Origin of the sequence: Paenibacillus sp. FSL R10-2778, assembly GCF_038593035.1 — a bacterium.
In the GTDB taxonomy this organism is placed as follows: Bacteria; Bacillota; Bacilli; order Paenibacillales; family Paenibacillaceae; genus Paenibacillus_AQ; species Paenibacillus_AQ odorifer.
This window is the reverse complement of sequence record NZ_CP151956.1, coordinates 5,582,665-5,599,923: the sequence shown is the minus strand read 5'-3', so window position 1 is coordinate 5,599,923 and position 17,259 is coordinate 5,582,665. Positions and strand designations below refer to the sequence as shown.

The 17,259-nt window shown below is 45.1% G+C and carries 13 protein-coding genes and 1 tRNA gene; 13 read left to right on the top strand and 1 reads right to left on the bottom strand.

Annotated elements, in window-relative coordinates; all coding sequences use genetic code 11:
* Nucleotides 1-495 precede the first annotated feature (495 nt).
* Nucleotides 496-569 (bottom strand) — tRNA-Arg (locus NST40_RS25195).
* A gap of 279 nt (nucleotides 570-848) precedes the next feature.
* Between NST40_RS25195 and NST40_RS25190 the strand changes: the two genes are divergently transcribed.
* The 13 genes from NST40_RS25190 to NST40_RS25130 all read left to right on the top strand — a co-directional run bounded on the left by NST40_RS25190 (nucleotide 849) and on the right by NST40_RS25130 (nucleotide 17,247).
* Nucleotides 849-1,694, top strand: coding sequence for a hypothetical protein (locus NST40_RS25190; RefSeq protein ID WP_036685042.1), 846 nt, complete (start codon nucleotides 849-851; stop codon nucleotides 1,692-1,694).
* A 98-nt stretch (nucleotides 1,695-1,792) separates the two neighbouring features.
* Entirely contained in the window at nucleotides 1,793-3,127 is a 1,335-nt protein-coding gene (gene tig / locus NST40_RS25185; RefSeq protein ID WP_036685045.1) for a trigger factor, read from the top strand.
* Nucleotides 3,128-3,512: 385 nt separating this feature from the next.
* The gene (gene clpP, locus NST40_RS25180) at nucleotides 3,513-4,103 is read left to right on the top strand and encodes an ATP-dependent Clp endopeptidase proteolytic subunit ClpP (protein ID WP_076129430.1); all 591 of its coding nucleotides are present in this window, start codon (nucleotides 3,513-3,515) and stop codon (nucleotides 4,101-4,103) included.
* A 12-nt stretch (nucleotides 4,104-4,115) separates the two neighbouring features.
* Nucleotides 4,116-5,372: an ATP-dependent protease ATP-binding subunit ClpX gene (gene clpX / locus NST40_RS25175; protein ID WP_036685052.1), complete on the top strand. Its 1,257-nt coding sequence runs from the start codon at nucleotides 4,116-4,118 to the stop codon at nucleotides 5,370-5,372.
* 112 nt (nucleotides 5,373-5,484) lie between these two features.
* Entirely contained in the window at nucleotides 5,485-6,612 is a 1,128-nt protein-coding gene (gene ispG / locus NST40_RS25170) for a flavodoxin-dependent (E)-4-hydroxy-3-methylbut-2-enyl-diphosphate synthase (RefSeq protein ID WP_036685055.1), read from the top strand.
* 201 nt (nucleotides 6,613-6,813) lie between these two features.
* Nucleotides 6,814-7,509: a BlaI/MecI/CopY family transcriptional regulator gene (locus NST40_RS25165; protein ID WP_342410101.1), complete on the top strand. Its 696-nt coding sequence runs from the start codon at nucleotides 6,814-6,816 to the stop codon at nucleotides 7,507-7,509.
* 186 nt (nucleotides 7,510-7,695) lie between these two features.
* The gene (gene lonB, locus NST40_RS25160) at nucleotides 7,696-9,405 is read left to right on the top strand and encodes an ATP-dependent protease LonB (protein WP_038573063.1); all 1,710 of its coding nucleotides are present in this window, start codon (nucleotides 7,696-7,698) and stop codon (nucleotides 9,403-9,405) included.
* 234 nt (nucleotides 9,406-9,639) lie between these two features.
* Nucleotides 9,640-12,003, top strand: coding sequence for an endopeptidase La (gene lon / locus NST40_RS25155; protein WP_076129428.1), 2,364 nt, complete (start codon nucleotides 9,640-9,642; stop codon nucleotides 12,001-12,003).
* Nucleotides 12,004-12,015: 12 nt separating this feature from the next.
* The gene (yihA, locus tag NST40_RS25150) at nucleotides 12,016-12,684 is read left to right on the top strand and encodes a ribosome biogenesis GTP-binding protein YihA/YsxC (RefSeq protein WP_076277511.1); all 669 of its coding nucleotides are present in this window, start codon (nucleotides 12,016-12,018) and stop codon (nucleotides 12,682-12,684) included.
* Nucleotides 12,685-12,786: 102 nt separating this feature from the next.
* Complete coding sequence (locus tag NST40_RS25145; protein ID WP_342410100.1) at nucleotides 12,787-13,569, top strand: CpsB/CapC family capsule biosynthesis tyrosine phosphatase; 783 nt, start codon at nucleotides 12,787-12,789, stop codon at nucleotides 13,567-13,569.
* A 135-nt stretch (nucleotides 13,570-13,704) separates the two neighbouring features.
* Nucleotides 13,705-15,681, top strand: coding sequence for an S-layer homology domain-containing protein (locus NST40_RS25140; RefSeq protein ID WP_342410099.1), 1,977 nt, complete (start codon nucleotides 13,705-13,707; stop codon nucleotides 15,679-15,681).
* Nucleotides 15,682-15,800: 119 nt separating this feature from the next.
* Nucleotides 15,801-16,580 (top strand): Wzz/FepE/Etk N-terminal domain-containing protein, encoded by a 780-nt coding sequence (locus NST40_RS25135; protein ID WP_076277508.1) that lies wholly within the window; start codon nucleotides 15,801-15,803, stop codon nucleotides 16,578-16,580.
* Nucleotides 16,561-17,247: a CpsD/CapB family tyrosine-protein kinase gene (locus NST40_RS25130; protein WP_076277507.1), complete on the top strand. Its 687-nt coding sequence runs from the start codon at nucleotides 16,561-16,563 to the stop codon at nucleotides 17,245-17,247. Before NST40_RS25135 ends, NST40_RS25130 begins: the two co-directional genes overlap by 20 nt.
* Nucleotides 17,248-17,259: the final 12 nt, after the last annotated feature.

Here is a 17,259-nt window from a genome sequence, read left to right as displayed (position 1 = left end):
TTGCTAATGCGCGTGTCTTTTGAGTAATTAGATTGGCCACGCTTATAGAGAGCTAAAAAAGTTCCCATATATAAAAATCAGAAATGGGAATGTGAAGAGTAATAGTCGGTGAGTAATGAGTGGTTTTTAATTGCACTTTATACACTTATTTTTGATGGGGATAGGTTTGTTTGGGTTTAATTGTACTTTGTGCAGTTAAAAATGGTGAAAAGGCCATTCTAGGCGTAAATCTGAGAATATAAGTGTATGAAATGCAATTAAAGCGAGTTTTGGAGGTAAAAGGGTACTTTTAGTTGCAGAAAATGCAATTAGATAGCATGTAGCGGCGTTTCTCCGGAAAATTAGCCGTAATGTTCTAATGCGGCGAGGGATGATGTGGAACTGACTCATAAAAACTGATCAACGATTGCTAAGCTTCACATAACCCTGAGCTCCACCCAACCCCTCCCCTGAACACAGAAACAGCCTTCCCGAAGGAAGGCTGTTTCTATATGACGTCCCGGAAGGGATTCGAACCCCCGACCGTGCGCTTAGAAGGCGCATGCTCTATCCAGCTGAGCTACCGGGACATGGTTGCTGGCAGAAAAGCAAGCAGGAGTTATCATATCATATGGGGTGTTTTTTTTCAAGCTGTTTTTTAAAAAGAGTACGGGGTATGCTATAATCTACAATTATTAAGTTTCGGAAGAAGCTTAAGGTATTAATAACTTTTATAATGGTTAGGATTCCATTCACATAAGTAGACATAAGGAGGTGCCCTCATTAAACATTCGGATTCCCCCGCCACCAAAGAGAATATCGTCCTTTTCCCCAAGACACTGGACTATTATCAAATCCAGCTGACGGTGATGCTGGAAAGTGAACGCTACGGGGAAGCGATGGAGCTGCTTCGTTTTTTGCTGCAGTGTCAAGGACAGGAAGAGCGAAATTACGAGGAATGGCGGTCCCTGCTGGAATGGCTCGAAACGGCATTTCCTTACGCGTCCCAGAATGGAGATGCGGAGGGAGCTGTTCACCCCGAAGACGAAGATTTAAGGGAAGAGGATATGGCCCGCTTTTTGGCCAAATCTAAAATGAACGAGGATACGGGGTATCCCAAAAAGCTGCTGCAGCGGGTGATGAACGAGCCTCTGTCTGAGGCGACAATACTTGCACTAGAGCAGCTATCCTATCTGGAAGGTGGCGGCGTTGACGAGGAGCTGACCACTTGGCTACAGGGGGATAATGTTCATCCACTGCTGCAATTTCGGACCTTGCAGACGCTTAAGCGGCGTGGGATGCAGGGAACAGTGAAGCTGATTCGCGGACATGAAAAGGTACTTGTAGAGATCGAGAGCGTGCCACTGCAGACGGAGGATTTTCCTCCGCAGGTGAGTCATGTGCTGGAGCGGGTAGCCGGGCAGGCTGAGGTGCATGAGCCTACGCTGTATTATTTTGCACAAGAGCTCTGGGGCCAGTTCATCATGTCGATTTATGGGTCGGATGAATATCGGAAATTGCTGGAAGGCGAAGACGTTTTGCTGGATATTTGGGCAGGAGCGTTGCACCAATTTGTTTCTGAGAGTTTAAACGGCTCCCGACAAGAGGAAGAGACACGTGGAATGTATGGCATCACAGACGGCATGCGCTTTCAATTTGAGGGAGCTTATCGTGCTCTCAAGGGTTTTGTAAAGACTTCTCTACTTGATAAATAAAGTAATGTTGTATATAATATAATGGTTATTCTGTGCGTGGATTGTATCATTATTTGAAGTAAACTTGTGAACCTATATTTTGGAGGGAAAAGTATAATATGAAAGCAACATGGGAAAAAATAGAGAAGAACCTTGGAGTTCTTGAAGTAGAAGTAGACGCAGAACGCGTAACAGCAGCACTTGATAAAGCTTTTAACAAAGTCGTTAAAAAAGCTAACGTACCAGGCTTCCGTAAAGGTAAAGTACCTCGGCCGATCTTTGAATCCCGTTTTGGTGTAGAAAGCTTGTACCAAGATGCAATCGACATTCTTCTTCCTGAAGCTTACGGTGAAGCAGTTGAACAAACTGACATCTTCCCTGTAGACCGTCCTGAAGTTGATATTGAGCAATTTGCTAAAGGCCAATCCTTTATCTTCAAAGCGAAGATCACGGTTAAACCTGAAGTGAAGCTCGGCGATTACAAAGGTCTGGAAGTTCCAGTACAAAAAGCTGAAGTGACTGAAGAAGAGTTGAGTGCTGAACTTGCTCGTCTGCAAGAACGTCATGCTGAGCTTGTAGTAGTTGAAGAAGAAGCAGCAGCTAACGGCGACATCGCTGTAATCGATTTTGACGGATATGTTGATGATGTACCGTTTGAAGGCGGAAAAGCTGAACGTCACTCTCTTGAGCTTGGCAGCAACTCCTTCATTCCAGGATTCGAAGAGCAAGTGGTAGGAATGGCTACTGGAGATTTCAAAGATGTTGAAGTTACTTTCCCTGATGAATACCATGCAGAGAACCTTGCGGGTAAAAAAGCAGTATTCAAAGTGAAGCTGCACGAAATCAAACGCAAACAACTTCCTGCATTGGATGATGAATTCGCTAAAGATGTAAGTGAATTCGAAACTTTGGATGAGTACAAAGCAGATTTGAAGGCTCAGCTCGAATCCCGTAAAGAGGAAGAACTGAAAGGCCTTCGTGAGAATGCAGTTGTTGATAAAGCAGCAGCTAACGCTGAAGTTGAAATCCCTGAAGCTATGATCAACAGTGAAGTTGAGAATATGGTTCGTGACTTCGACACTCGTCTTCGTCAACAAGGTATGAACATGGATATGTTCCTTAGCTTCTCCGGCCAAACTCGTGAAGACTTGCAGAACCAAATGAAAGGCGATGCTGAAAAACGCGTTCGCAACAACCTGGTATTGGAAGTTATCGCAAAACAAGAGAACATTGAAGTTTCCGAAGAAGAAGTTAACGAAGAGTTGGCTACTATGGCTGAAGCTTACAAACGTACTCCAGAAGAAATCCGCAGTATCTTGGCAGCTAACGGTTCACTGGGCAGCTTGAGCGAAGAGCTTTCGTTGCGTAAAACCATTGATTTCCTTGTTAGCAATAGTGTAGAAGTTGAAGCAGTAGAAGAAGCACCAGCTGCTGAAGACACTAAAGCTGAGTAGGATATTTTAAAATTATAAGAAGGTATAAGTTTCACTTTATACTTTATTCTTATAATTCTCGCATAAACGCTTACCGTCCTTAAAAGGACGCCAAAGGCGTTTTAGCTTGACACTACCTAGAACGGCCAGTTACACGGCCTCCATACAGATATGATAAGGCACGTAAGTTTCGTTACGTGCCTTATTTTTATCCTCGGCCGCAAATATATGTGACTACATAGGTATCCGTATGAACGTATGGCAATAAGGTAATAGGGGCGGTAACGTCACAATTCACAAGCAGCGGACTGTTCACTGTGGTGAAAAAATGACATCGCGCCGTGAACGTGTTAAAATATTTCTGAAACGATAAGACTAATCTGTACAGAGAAAAGAGGTTGGTGGCATGAGTCTGGTACCAATGGTTGTGGAATCAACAAGTCGTGGAGAACGTTCGTACGATATCTATTCCAGATTGCTCAAGGATCGCATCATTTTCTTAAGCAGTGCGATTGACGATGATGTCGCCAATCTGGTTATTGCTCAATTGCTGTTTTTGGCAGCAGATGATCCCGAGAAGGACATTCACTTGTACCTCAACTCACCCGGTGGTTCAGTAACAGCCGGCATGGGTATATACGATACGATGCAATATATCAAACCGGATGTTTCAACCATTTGTGTAGGGATGGCAGCAAGCATGGGATCGCTCCTTCTAACAGCTGGGGCGCCGGGCAAAAGATATGCGCTGACCAACAGCGAAGTTATGATTCATCAACCGCTCGGCGGTGTTCAAGGTCAAGCGTCTGATATTTGGATTCACACTGACTGGATCCTCAAGACGAGACAGAAGCTGAATCAAATTTATGTAGATCGCACAGGTCAGCCCCTTGAAAAAATCGAACGGGACACAGACCGCGATAACTTCATGAGCGCGGAAGAAGCCAAGGAATATGGGCTTATTGACCAGGTTCTTTCTTCACCGATGAAATCTTAAAGGGGTGGTTAGATGTTTAAATTTAATGATGAAAAAGGGCAATTGAAATGTTCTTTTTGCGGTAAATCACAAGAGCAGGTTCGTAAGCTTGTAGCAGGACCGGGCGTTTATATATGTGACGAATGTATCGAGCTTTGCACGGAAATTGTGGAAGAAGAGCTCGGTCATGAGGAAGAGCTTGATCTGAAGGACATTCCAAAACCAAAGGAAATTCGCGATATTTTGGATCAATATGTAATCGGTCAAGAGCAAGCGAAGAAATCTCTTTCTGTAGCGGTTTATAACCACTACAAGCGTGTGAACAGCCAAAGCAAGATCGAAGATGTTGAGCTGACGAAGAGTAATATCCTTTTGCTCGGTCCAACAGGTTCTGGTAAAACCTTGTTAGCACAAACGATGGCGAAGATTATCAACGTTCCTTTTGCTATTGCAGACGCTACTTCCTTAACGGAAGCTGGTTATGTCGGCGAGGATGTTGAGAACATTCTGCTCAAACTCATTCAAGCTGCAGATTACGATGTGGAGAAAGCCGAACGCGGCATTATCTATATTGATGAAATTGATAAAGTAGCACGTAAATCCGAGAATCCGTCCATTACTCGTGACGTTTCCGGCGAAGGTGTACAGCAAGCGCTTCTGAAGATTCTGGAAGGAACTGTTGCTTCTGTGCCTCCGCAGGGCGGACGTAAGCATCCTCATCAGGAGTTTATTCAGATCGACACGACGAACATCCTGTTCATCGTTGGCGGTGCCTTTGACGGTCTGGAGCAAATGATTAAACGCCGTATCGGTAAAAAAATCATTGGCTTCAACGCAGCAGTTGAAGGACAAAAGGATCTTAAGCCTGGTGAATATTTGTCGATGGTATTGCCTGAAGATTTGCTCAAATTCGGTCTTATTCCTGAATTTGTAGGCCGTCTGCCAGTCATCTCGACTTTGGAGCCGCTTGATGAGAATACGCTTGTACGTATCCTTTCCGAGCCTAAAAATGCACTCACTAAACAATATATCAAGCTGCTGGAAATGGACAACGTAGCGTTGAAGTTCGAACCATTGGCACTCGAAGCAATTGCCAAGGAAGCGATCAAACGTAATACGGGAGCCCGTGGACTGCGCGCGATTATTGAGAGCATCATGCTCGATGTGATGTATGAAGTTCCTTCACGCGATGATATTAAGGATTGTGTGATCACGGAACAGGTCGTTCAGGAGAAAGCTTTGCCTGAGCTCAACCTTAAGAAAGACAAGAAGAAAGAGGAAAGCGCGTAAGCCGCTTTTCCTTAACAATACATGTCACAGTCTCCACCTTTCTTCCGCTTATCCCGCTTCACATTAGCGGGAGCGAAGGGGTGGAGCTTTGGCGTTATGGGGGAGAAAAATCATGTTCTTGAGACACCAAACCCGTCCTGTCAATGTTGGCGGGCTCATTATTGGGGGAAACAACGAGGTTGCGATTCAAAGCATGTGTACAACCAAAACCGCTGATGTGGAGGCTACTGTAGCTGAAATATTGCGGCTTGAGGAAGCAGGCTGCCAGCTAGTACGCGTAACTGTCAACAATGAAGAGGCGGCTGCCGCAATCAAGGAGATCAAGAAACAGATTCATATCCCACTCGTAGCGGATATTCATTTCAACTATAAGCTAGCGTTGATGGCTATTGAGAACGGCATCGATAAGGTACGGATTAATCCGGGGAACATTGGTCGTCGCGAAAAGGTAGAAGCGGTAGTTAAAGCATGTAAAGAAAAAGGAATTCCGATTCGGATTGGTGTAAACGCCGGTTCTTTGGAGAATCATCTTTTGGAGAAATACGGATACCCAACCCCAGAAGCTATGGTAGAAAGTGCGTTATACCATATTGGTATTCTAGAGGAACTGGATTTCCACGACATTATCGTCTCTCTAAAAGCATCCGATGTGCCAATGGCCATCGAAGCTTACCGTCAGGCTGCGGAAGTTATCCCTTATCCACTGCACTTGGGGATTACAGAATCTGGCACATTGTTTGCTGGTACAGTGAAGAGTTCCGCAGGTATTGGTGCACTGCTCTCTATGGGCATCGGCAGCACACTGCGTATCTCGCTTAGTGCCGATCCGGTTGAAGAGGTTAAGGTGGCGCGTGAGCTGCTGAAGACGTTTGGTCTGATCTCTAACGCGGCGACGCTGATCTCTTGTCCGACTTGCGGACGGCTGGATATCGATCTTTTCTCCATCGCTAATGAGGTGGAAGAATACATTTCGAAGCTTAAGGTGCCTATTAAAGTTTCCGTCCTTGGCTGTGCTGTTAACGGTCCTGGTGAAGCACGTGAAGCAGATATCGGTATTGCTGGCGCTCGTGGGGAAGGTTTGCTTTTCCGCTACGGACAAATGATCCGTAAAGTGCCTGAAGCTGAACTCGTAAACGAGCTGAAGAAGGAAATTGATGCGATTGTGGTGGCTTACGAGGCAACGGGCGAAATCCCGGGCCGCGCCCACGCTAACCTTGCACCTCCGGTGCAGTCGAAGTAACTTGGTCTGAATGGTATTTATAAGAATTTTCAATCTCATAATATTATAAACACTTCTTAGCATCGTATAGTAATTTTGGGCGACGTTAGGTAAGTAGTGATCTAAGTGGCGAAGAACGTCCTGTGCAGTTCCGGTATATCCGGGGCTCATGGGGCGTTTTTTTTGCGTTTATTTCCATTTTGGAGGAAGGGATGAGTGAACATGAACTATGAACAAGCCCATGAAAAATTTATTGCGCAGCATCTTGCAAGCAGAACGGGCGAACGTCGGGGGAGGCTGGAGAGAGGTCATGGCCACGCCGAGAAATTATTTTTGCAGAATGTCTGGTGGCCGCTTTGTGGTGAATTCAATGATCTTCATCCGGAGTATGAGGTGCTGGATTTACAAAGACGAGCTTATTTTGCTGATTTTGCTTTTTTGCCGGGGCCGATCAAGCTTTTGTTTGAGATCAAAGGGTATGTAGCTCATGTAAGAGACATGGATAGGCTGAAGTCTTGTAATGAGCTAAATCGTGAAACTTTTCTGTACGGAATGGGTTATCAAGTATTTTCATTTGCCTATGATGATGTTGAACAGCGCCCTGAGTTATGTGTTACACTGCTGCGTTTGGCGCTAAGCCGCTACCAAATTGTAGATGCACCGCGTGGCAGACTGCTAATCGCTGAGAAGGAAATCATGCGTTTAGTGGTGCGTCAAGCTGGGGTGATACGCCCTAAAGAAGTCGCTGATTATTTCACGCTAGATCCCAAAACAGTACGCATGATGCTAAAGAATCTCTGTGAAAAAGGCTGGCTTACTCTTGTGAAGAGGGGAATCGGCGTCAAAAATGTTGAGTATAACTCCTCACTCCTCCGCATTCCTTCCTCTCCAACCTCCTCAACAATCTCCTTTTTTTAATATTATCTAAGCTACATTCGTACTCCCCATACTCATTAATGCCCTTATAGTTAATTATCAGAGTCTATCCTACTGCAACAATTCAACAAATCCTCAAATTCGCGTTTACTAATTACCGAAACGGCTATACTACCTAATAGTAGCCAAGGGTGGAAAGGTAGACTGAACGAAACAGGAGGATGACCTATGGAATTAAGTATAGTTGTGATGATCGTGCAGCTCTTTTTCGCGCTGGTTATCGGCGTATACTTTTGGAATCTGCTGCGGGGTCAGAAGACAAATAAGACAGCGGTAGAACGAGAGTCGCGCAAGGAACTGGACAAGTTACGGAAAATGCGGATGATTACATTAACTAAACCATTGTCGGAGAAAACACGTCCGGCTTCTATTGGAGATATTGTCGGGCAAAAAGATGGGCTGCGCGCCCTGAAAGCCGCACTTTGCAGCGCTAATCCGCAGCATGTGATTATTTATGGTCCGCCGGGAGTGGGCAAGACTGCGGCAGCGCGTGTTGTCATGGAAGAGGCGAAAAAGAATGTGCTTTCTCCTTTTAAAAGTGACGCCAAATTCACAGAGATTGACGCCACTACCGCTCGTTTTGATGAGCGTGGTATTGCTGACCCGTTGATCGGCTCTGTGCATGATCCTATTTATCAAGGTGCAGGGGCCATGGGTGTGGCGGGTGTGCCACAGCCGAAACCGGGCGCGGTCACTAAGGCGCATGGCGGGATTCTTTTTCTGGATGAGATAGGAGAGCTTCACCCTATTCAGATGAATAAGCTGCTTAAAGTGCTTGAAGACCGGAAGGTCCTGCTAGAGAGCGCTTATTATAATTCGGAGGATAATAATACTCCGGCTTATATTCATGATATTTTTCAAAATGGATTGCCTGCTGATTTCCGGCTAGTTGGCGCTACTACGCGCTCTCCGGATGAGATTTCACCTGCGCTGCGTTCGCGCTGCATGGAGATTTATTTCCGCCCGCTGCTGCCGGATGAGATTGCCGTCATCGCGCGTGACGCGATACAGAAAATTGGGCTTAAACCAAGTCCGGAAGCAGTCACTGTGGTGCAACAGTATGCAACCAACGGCCGGGAAGCAGTTAATATGATTCAACTGGCTGCTGGGTTAGCCTTAACAGAGCAGAGAGATACACTAAATGCTGCTGATGTAGAATGGGTAGCAGGTAGTAGCCAGCTTCCGCTGCGTACGGAACGCAAGATTCCTTCGGCACCGCAGATTGGATTAGTCAATGGTCTTGCCGTGTATGGGCCGGGGATGGGGACTCTGCTCGAAATCGAAGTTTCCGCAGCGCCTGCTGTGAACGGCCAAGGCAGACTGAACGTAACCGGTGTGGTGGATGAAGAAGAGATCGGTGGAGGCTCCCGCACGATTCGGCGAAAAAGTATGGCAAAGGGTTCGGTTGAGAATGTATTGACTGTACTACGTACGATGAATCTGGAGCCCGATCGTTATGATCTACATGTGAATTTCCCAGGGGGTACACCGATTGACGGACCTTCTGCTGGAGTTGCGATGGCAGTAGCAATTGTCTCCGCTATTCGTGGACTTCCCGTGGATAACACGGTAGCGATCACAGGTGAGATAGGCATCCATGGTCGAGTTAAGCCAGTGGGCGGTGTAATTGCCAAAGTAGAAGCTGCTTTTCAAGCTGGTGCCACTACAGTGCTTATTCCAAAAGAAAACTGGCAGTCTCTCTTCGCTGACCTCGCGCCATTACGCGTTATTCCAATGGAAACAGTAGAAGAGGTGTTCCGTCATCTGTTTGGTGCCGATACAGCAGATGTAAGGTTGCCTGCAGTTGCTGGAGAGCTGTTCTCCGCTGCACCTTCACTCCTGAAGGCCGATGCGGCTGGTGAATCTGCAAAGGGTTAAACTAAATTGATCCCTAATTCGAAGAATAAGGTGAGATTTGTCGCTGTAAAATAAAGGAGGCTGCAGGCAATTCTGCTGCTTCCTTTTTAAATGCTACAAGAAACGTTGTCTCTATTTAAGGAAAAGCAAGTCGGTTCTTCTTGAAATCTAAGGACTCTGTTGGTGTTTTGGGGCTGCTTTTGTTAGAATGAATGCATATGAGATTAATTGAGAGCCATGGGAGGTGCGAAAGCGATGATGACAAATAAAACAAAAGGTCGTCGTTTTCCTTTATTGCCGCTAAGAGGGCTTCTTGTGTACCCAAGCATGGTTCTTCACTTGGATGTGGGCCGTGAGAAGTCAGTTCGGGCGTTAGAGAAAGCTATGGTTGAAGATAATTTGATTCTTCTTTGTTCCCAGTCGGAAGTGAATATTGAAGAGCCAGGTCAGGACGATATTTTTCGGGTCGGTACTGTTGCCAATGTGCGGCAAATGCTGAAGCTTCCAAACGGTACGATACGTGTACTGGTTGAAGGTGTAGAACGGGCCGAAATTATTAATTATATCGATAATGATGAGTACTATGAGGTTATGGCGCGTGAGCTGCCGGAAGATGAAGATAGCGATCAAGAATGTGACGCGCTGATGCGTACAGTACTCAATCAGTTCGAACACTATATTACGTTATCCAAAAAAGTGACCCCAGAGACCCTCGCTGCTGTATCCGATATAGAAGAGCCTGGTCGACTTGCGGATGTCATTACGAGTCATTTATCGCTAAAAATTAAGGATAAGCAAGAAATTCTCGAGACAATTGATGTCAGTAAACGGCTGGAGAAGCTTCTTGATATTCTTAATAATGAGCGTGAAGTGCTGGAGCTTGAACGTAAGATCAATCAACGTGTCAAAAAGCAGATGGAAAAGACGCAGAAGGAATATTATTTGCGTGAGCAAATGAAAGCGATCCAGAAAGAACTCGGTGAGAAGGAAGGCCGGGTAGGAGAAGCGGAAGAGCTGCGGACGCTAATGGAAGAGAAAAATGTTCCGGAACGCGTGAAAGAAAAGATGGAGAAAGAAATCGACCGTCTGGAAAAAATGCCAGTCAGCTCTGCGGAAGGCGGCGTTATTCGCAACTATGTAGATTGGCTGCTCAGTCTCCCTTGGAGTGAACAGACAGAGGATGATCTTGACATCAAAAAGGCCGAGCAGGTACTTGATGAGGATCACTACGGTTTGGAAAAACCGAAGGAACGGGTATTGGAATATTTGGCCGTTCAGCAGTTGGTTAAGAAGCTTAAGGGTCCGATTTTATGTCTTGTAGGTCCTCCAGGGGTGGGGAAAACCTCACTGGCTCGTTCCATCGCCCGCTCGCTCAACCGCAAGTTCGTCCGTATCTCGCTAGGCGGTGTACGTGATGAGGCGGAGATTCGAGGTCATCGACGGACTTATGTAGGTGCGATGCCGGGCCGGATTATCCAAGGCATGAAGACGGCGGGTACGATTAATCCGGTTATCCTATTGGATGAAATCGATAAGATGGCTGCGGATTTCCGTGGAGATCCATCTTCAGCGCTGCTTGAGGTGTTGGATCCAGAACAAAACAACACGTTTAGTGATCATTTTGTAGAGCTGCCGTTCGACTTGTCGAACGTAATGTTTGTAACAACAGCCAACGTAGTGCATAATATTCCGCGTCCTTTGCTGGATCGAATGGAAATGTTGTTCATTCCGGGATATACGGAACTGGAGAAACTGCAAATCGGCAGCCGTTATCTATTGCCTAAGCAGAAGAAAAACCACGGTCTTGCAGAAGATCAACTGATTATCGAAGACGATAGTTTATTACGCATTGTCCGCGAATATACCCGTGAATCCGGTGTTCGTAATTTGGAACAGCAGATTGCAGCATTATGCCGCAAAGCTGCGAAACAAATCGTGTCTGAGGAAAAAGAGAAAGTGGTCATTCTTCCTGACGACATCAAGGATTATCTTGGGGCTTCCAAATATCGTTACGGTATGGCCGAGCTTGAAGATCAGATCGGTACGGTCACTGGGCTGGCTTGGACTGAGGTTGGCGGTGATACATTGCTGATCGAAGTTACGGTTGTGCAGGGAACAGGTAAACTAACCCTTACCGGACAGCTTGGCGACGTAATGAAAGAGTCGGCACAGGCCGCATTCAGCTATACTCGTTCGAAGGCGGAGGAGCTGGGCCTCCAGCCCGATTTTTATGAGAAGATTGATATTCATATCCATATTCCGGAAGGTGCAATTCCGAAGGATGGTCCGTCTGCAGGGATTACGATTGCAACCGCATTGATCTCCGCGCTCACGAAACGTTATGTTTCGAAGGATGTGGCGATGACAGGTGAAATCACCTTGCGGGGACGTGTACTGCCAATTGGTGGATTGAAAGAGAAATCCCTTGCGGCTCACCGAGCTGGATATAAAAAGATCCTTCTTCCCAAAGACAATGAACGGGATTTGAAAGATATTCCTGAGAGCGTACGTAATGATGTTGAGTTCGTACCAGTATCTAATATGGATCAGGTCTTGCATCATGCGTTAGTTGAGCATCATAATGAAATTAGCAGTGAGCCACCGAGTAGTGTGCATTAGAAAGGAAGTCCTATGAAAGTTAATATTGCCGAATTTATTATCAGTGCCGTTGGCCCTGATCAGTACCCTGATGATTCCTTGCCAGAGGTTGCTCTGGCAGGGCGTTCCAATGTGGGGAAGTCTTCCCTCATTAACCGAATGATTAACCGTAAGAATCTGGCTCGGACAAGCTCCACGCCTGGTAAGACACAACACATGAACTATTACCGTATCAATGAAGACAGCATGTATTTTGTTGACTTTCCAGGTTACGGGTATGCCAAGGTTTCCAAGACGCAACGCGCGGTATGGGGTAAAATGGTTGAGAAATACCTCTCTGAGCGCGATACGTTGAAGCTTGTTCTGCTTATTGTGGACCTGCGGCATTCACCTACCAGCAATGATAAGATGATGTTCGACTGGTTGAAGCATTACGATCTTCCAATGTGTGTTGTAGCGACCAAAGCGGATAAAATTCCGAAGACGCGCTGGCAAAAGCATATCAAGACCATGAAGCAGGAGCTGGGCGTGCTGCCAGGGGATAATTTTATTCCATTTTCCTCGGAAATTGGTCTCGGCAAAGACGAGCTTTGGGGCTTAATCGATGGGTATATTCGCCCTTCTGAGAATGAATCTCCGGATTCAGAGGATGCTGAAATGATAGCAAATGAATCTCAGCAAGAGGATTCAACCGAAGCGTAAGATAAGAACTCATTTACAATCAAGCAACCATTCCTAGTACGAATGGTTGTATTTTTTTGTTTAAAACTAAAATTTCTATGGAAAAGGACCGATAGATAACATATGATAGATATTCATTGCCACATCTTACCCTTTTTGGATGACGGAGCCTCTGATTGGGAAGCCGCTCTTGCCATGGCGCAAGACGCCCACAGAGAAGGGATTACTTCAGTCATCGCCACGCCACATCACGCCAACGGTCAATATATGAATAACGCCCCCAAGATTAGAGAAGCTGTGGAGCTGATGAACGAAAGACTTCGTCAGGCTGGTAATCCACTGCTTGTTCTTCCAGGTCAAGAGATCCGTATCTACGGTGATCTGCTGAATGATCTGGAGCGGGGGGAATTGCTGAGTCTTGCAGATTCGCGGTATATTTTACTGGAAATGCCTTCTTCACGAGTACCACGTAACATGGAAGAAATCTGCCACGAGCTGATCATTCAAGGTTTCGTTCCGGTCATCGCCCATCCGGAACGCAATGCTGAAATAGCTGCTGATCCTTCTAAACTAGAGAGATTGATAGAGCTAGGATCACTAGGGCAGGTAACCGCACAGAGTCTTGCAGGCGTTTTCGGGAATAAGCTTCAGAAGCTGTCACTGGAGCTATGCCGTAGAAATGCAGTACATGTATTGGCCTCTGATGCACATGACAGTGTTCATCGTCCATTTGGATTAAACACTGCTTATGTGGTTATGGAGAAAGAACTAGGCCCTGAGCTGCGCGACTATGTTTGCGGCAATGCTCAGCAAATTATGACCAATGGCGAGGTTATTCATGGAAAACACGTACAAACAAGGAGAAACCGACAAAAATTGTTTGGATTTTTTTTCCGAAAGGGCTGACTAATCTACCTAATAGTGGTAGAATGGGTTTTATTGGGTGATTTAATGCTAAACGCAATAGTGTAGCATTTGGGCGAATGGTTCTAGGTCTATGGTAGTACAATATTTTATTACATAAGAAGAGGTGGATATTTAGTGACTTTGAAAAAGAAACTAGTAGTATCAACATTAGCAGCAAGTATGGTAGCAGCATCCGTAGCGGGTCTTCCGCTGGGTAGCCTTGGTGCGGTAGGTACAGCATCTGCGGCTACAGTTAGTAGCAGTACCGCAGTTAAGGAAAAAGTTCTTGCTGTTTACAAACAATTGTCCGCAACAGATGCAGTTTATCTCTACAATTTGAAGACTGAGGTTGCAGCGCTGGATGAGGCGACTTTCGAAAAGATTTTTGCTCCAATTCTGGATAAGCTTGCTTTGGAGCCAGAAGAAAAGACAACATCTCTTAAATTGTTCCAAAGCGTTACTAGTGTAGTCTACGACGTCTATGGCAATGACTTCTCTGGAATCCAAGTTATCCGTAACGATGACAAAAACATTGCTTTGGTTAGCAAAATTGCAACTAAAGCGGGTGTGTCTGGACTTACTGTTGATAGTGTTGCTGAATTCTTGAGCAGTATTGAAACAGAACTTCGTACACTGGTAGGCAGCAAGTCATCGGCAGATTTGTTGGCAATTCTTACTTCTGAATCTGGTTACGATACTTTGTTGGATGAAGCTATTGCAAAAGTATTGAGCCACACAACAGGAACAGGAGCACTTACAGTAAGCCAAGCGTTGGACAAGCTTGGAGTTAGTGCTAATGATGTGAAGCAAACACTGAAAAACCTGAACAATACGATTAAATCCGCGAAACCTGCGGCAAAATCACTTGCTGTTGCTTACGTTAAAGCCTATGGATTTAGCGATGGTAACGGTAATGGTAACAGTGGAAGCGGAAATGGAAGTGGAAGTGTTACAACGCCTGTAGCTCCTGTTCAAACTCCAGGAATCTATGATGTATCCAAACTTGTAAGTATTGTTGATGGTAAAGCAACTGTGAAATTGGTTGATGCTGATGTAATTAAAGAATTTGATAAGCTGGTTGCAGCGAACCCTGGTAAAACTGGTCTTACTTTGACCCTGAATCTGGGAACAGTAAACGCTACTACAGTTGAAGTTCCACTTTCCCAAGCTATTATTGAAGCTGCGAAAGCTAGAGGTATTGCAAATATCGCAATTACTTTCAACGGTGTAACTGTAACGATTCCTGTAAGCCAATTCAGCACAGCGATTTCATTGACAGTAACTACTGCTAAACCAGAAGTTGTAACTTCCGTTACCAAGCTGAAATTGGCTTCGGATGTGTATGAATTCGCACTAAGTGTAAACGGTGTAGCACAAAGCACATTCAAACAACCAATAACTATTAAATTGCCACTTAAGAATACTGATGGTCTTGATAAAGAATTGCTTTCCGTTGGTAAACTTGTATACGGCAACCTGCAGTTCCAAGGTGGAGTTCTTGATGGAGATTTCATCGTAGAACCACGTGATACATTCTCTTCTTACGCAGTACTTGAGAATAAAGTCTCCTTTAATGATATTGCTGCTGTACAAGCATGGGCTGGCAGACAAATTCAAGTCGTAGCTGCTAAAGGCGCGATTGAAGGAGTAGGAGCAGGTAAATTTGCACCGAAGAGCAATGTAACTCGTGCTGAGTTCTCTAAAATGCTGATTCGTGCGCTTAACCTGGAAAACAACTCTGCAGTACAAAGCTTTAGCGATGTAAGTTCAACTGCTTGGTATGCACCATATGTAGCAGTTGCAGCAGAAAAAGGGATTATTACTGGACGCAGTGCGGCCAAATTTGATCCTAACGCAACTATTACACGTGCAGAAATGGCAACAATGATCTCCCGTGCGTTGAAATCTATCAATCCTGATGCAAAGACTGATTCTACTGCAATCAGCAAATTCTCCGATGCTGCTAAGATCAGCGCATCCCTAAGAGATGGCGTAGCGTTTGCAGCAAGCCACAACCTGGTTATCGGAAATGCTGGCAAGTTCAACCCGAACGATACAGCTACCCGCGCTGAAGCAGCAGTAATTATCTACCGTACTATTAACTTCAAGTAAATAAAACTTATAGTAGACAGCCTCCTCTCATGTAGGTGAGAGGAGGCGCTTTTTTTGCAAATAGGGAAGATTTGAACAGGCATCGAAATATTTCAGAAATAGCTTGGGGGTAATTTCACTTGTCATCACAAGAATTGGATCTTCGCGATTATTTTCAGATCGTCAGGAAGAGACTATGGCTGATTTTCAGCATAGTTGTATTGGTGTGTGGTATTGCTGGTGTATATAGTCTGTATATTAAAAACCCAGTATATGAGGCATCTACGAAAATTATCGTTAACCAAACACCGACGCAGTCAGCGGCGGGGCAGCTTGACTTAAACCAGATTAATACCAATATTCAATTAATTAATACGTATAAGGAAATTATTAAGACTCCGGCCATCCTTGATATTGTTACAAAGGATTATCCGCAATTCAATATTACTGCGGAAGAGCTATTGAAAAAGGTTAATGTGAGTTCCGTAAATAATACGCAGGTGATGACACTTGTCGTTCGAGATAATTCTTATCAGCGGGCTGCTGAAATCGTGAATGCCATTTCACTTGTGTTCAAGGAAGAAATTCCAAGTCTATTTAATGTGGAAAATGTATCGATTCTGAATGAAGCTAAAGTGAATCCAACTGTTGAGCCAGGGCCGGTAGAACCGAATGTTTTACTGAACATGGCTATTGCTTTTATCGTTTCTTTAATGATTGGATTAGGGATTGCCTTCCTACTGGAATATATGGATGACACCCTAAAGACAGAAGCTGATATTGAAAAGTATCTTGGATTGCCTACCATAGCTATGATTACAAGATTGGGGCAAGACGAAAGCAAACAAGGTGCCGCACAAACACAGAAACAATCATCCAGAAAGGCGGGGGACCTCGAACATGTCACAGCTTCCAAATAAACAACGCCATCTGATCACCGTTACGAACCCACGCTCTCCTGTCTCTGAAGCGTTTCGCGCATTGCGCACGAATATTGATTTTTCTTCCATAGATCAGACTATTCAAGTGATTATGGTCACTTCATCCGGACCGGAAGAAGGTAAATCTACGGTATCTGCTAACCTGGCGGCAGCATATGCACAAGCAGATAAAAGAGTGTTGTTGATTGACGCCGATTTGCGGAAGCCGACGGCACATAAGACTTTTACACTAAGTAACCGTTTTGGTTTATCCTCCCTACTGTCTCAACAAGCAGTTCTCGAGGACACTGTCCAAGAGTCCGGCGTTAATAATCTTTCAATCATGACCTCAGGACCAATCCCGCCAAATCCGGCGGAAATGATGGCATCTAATCGGATGAGCACTCTTTTACAGGACTTGCGTCAGCGGTATGATGTCATTCTTATTGATACTCCACCATTATTAGCGGTTACGGATGCACAAATTGTGGCCTCGAAGAGTGATGGCGTTATTATGGTTGTCAGCTATGGTAAGGTGAAACGCGATATCGCAGTAAAAGCTAAAGCTAATCTAGATCGTGTAGGTGCAAAAATGCTCGGCGTTGTTCTCAATAATGTAAAACGTAAAGCTAGTGAAGGGTACTATTACTACTACTATGGAAATTGATTTATTCATAAT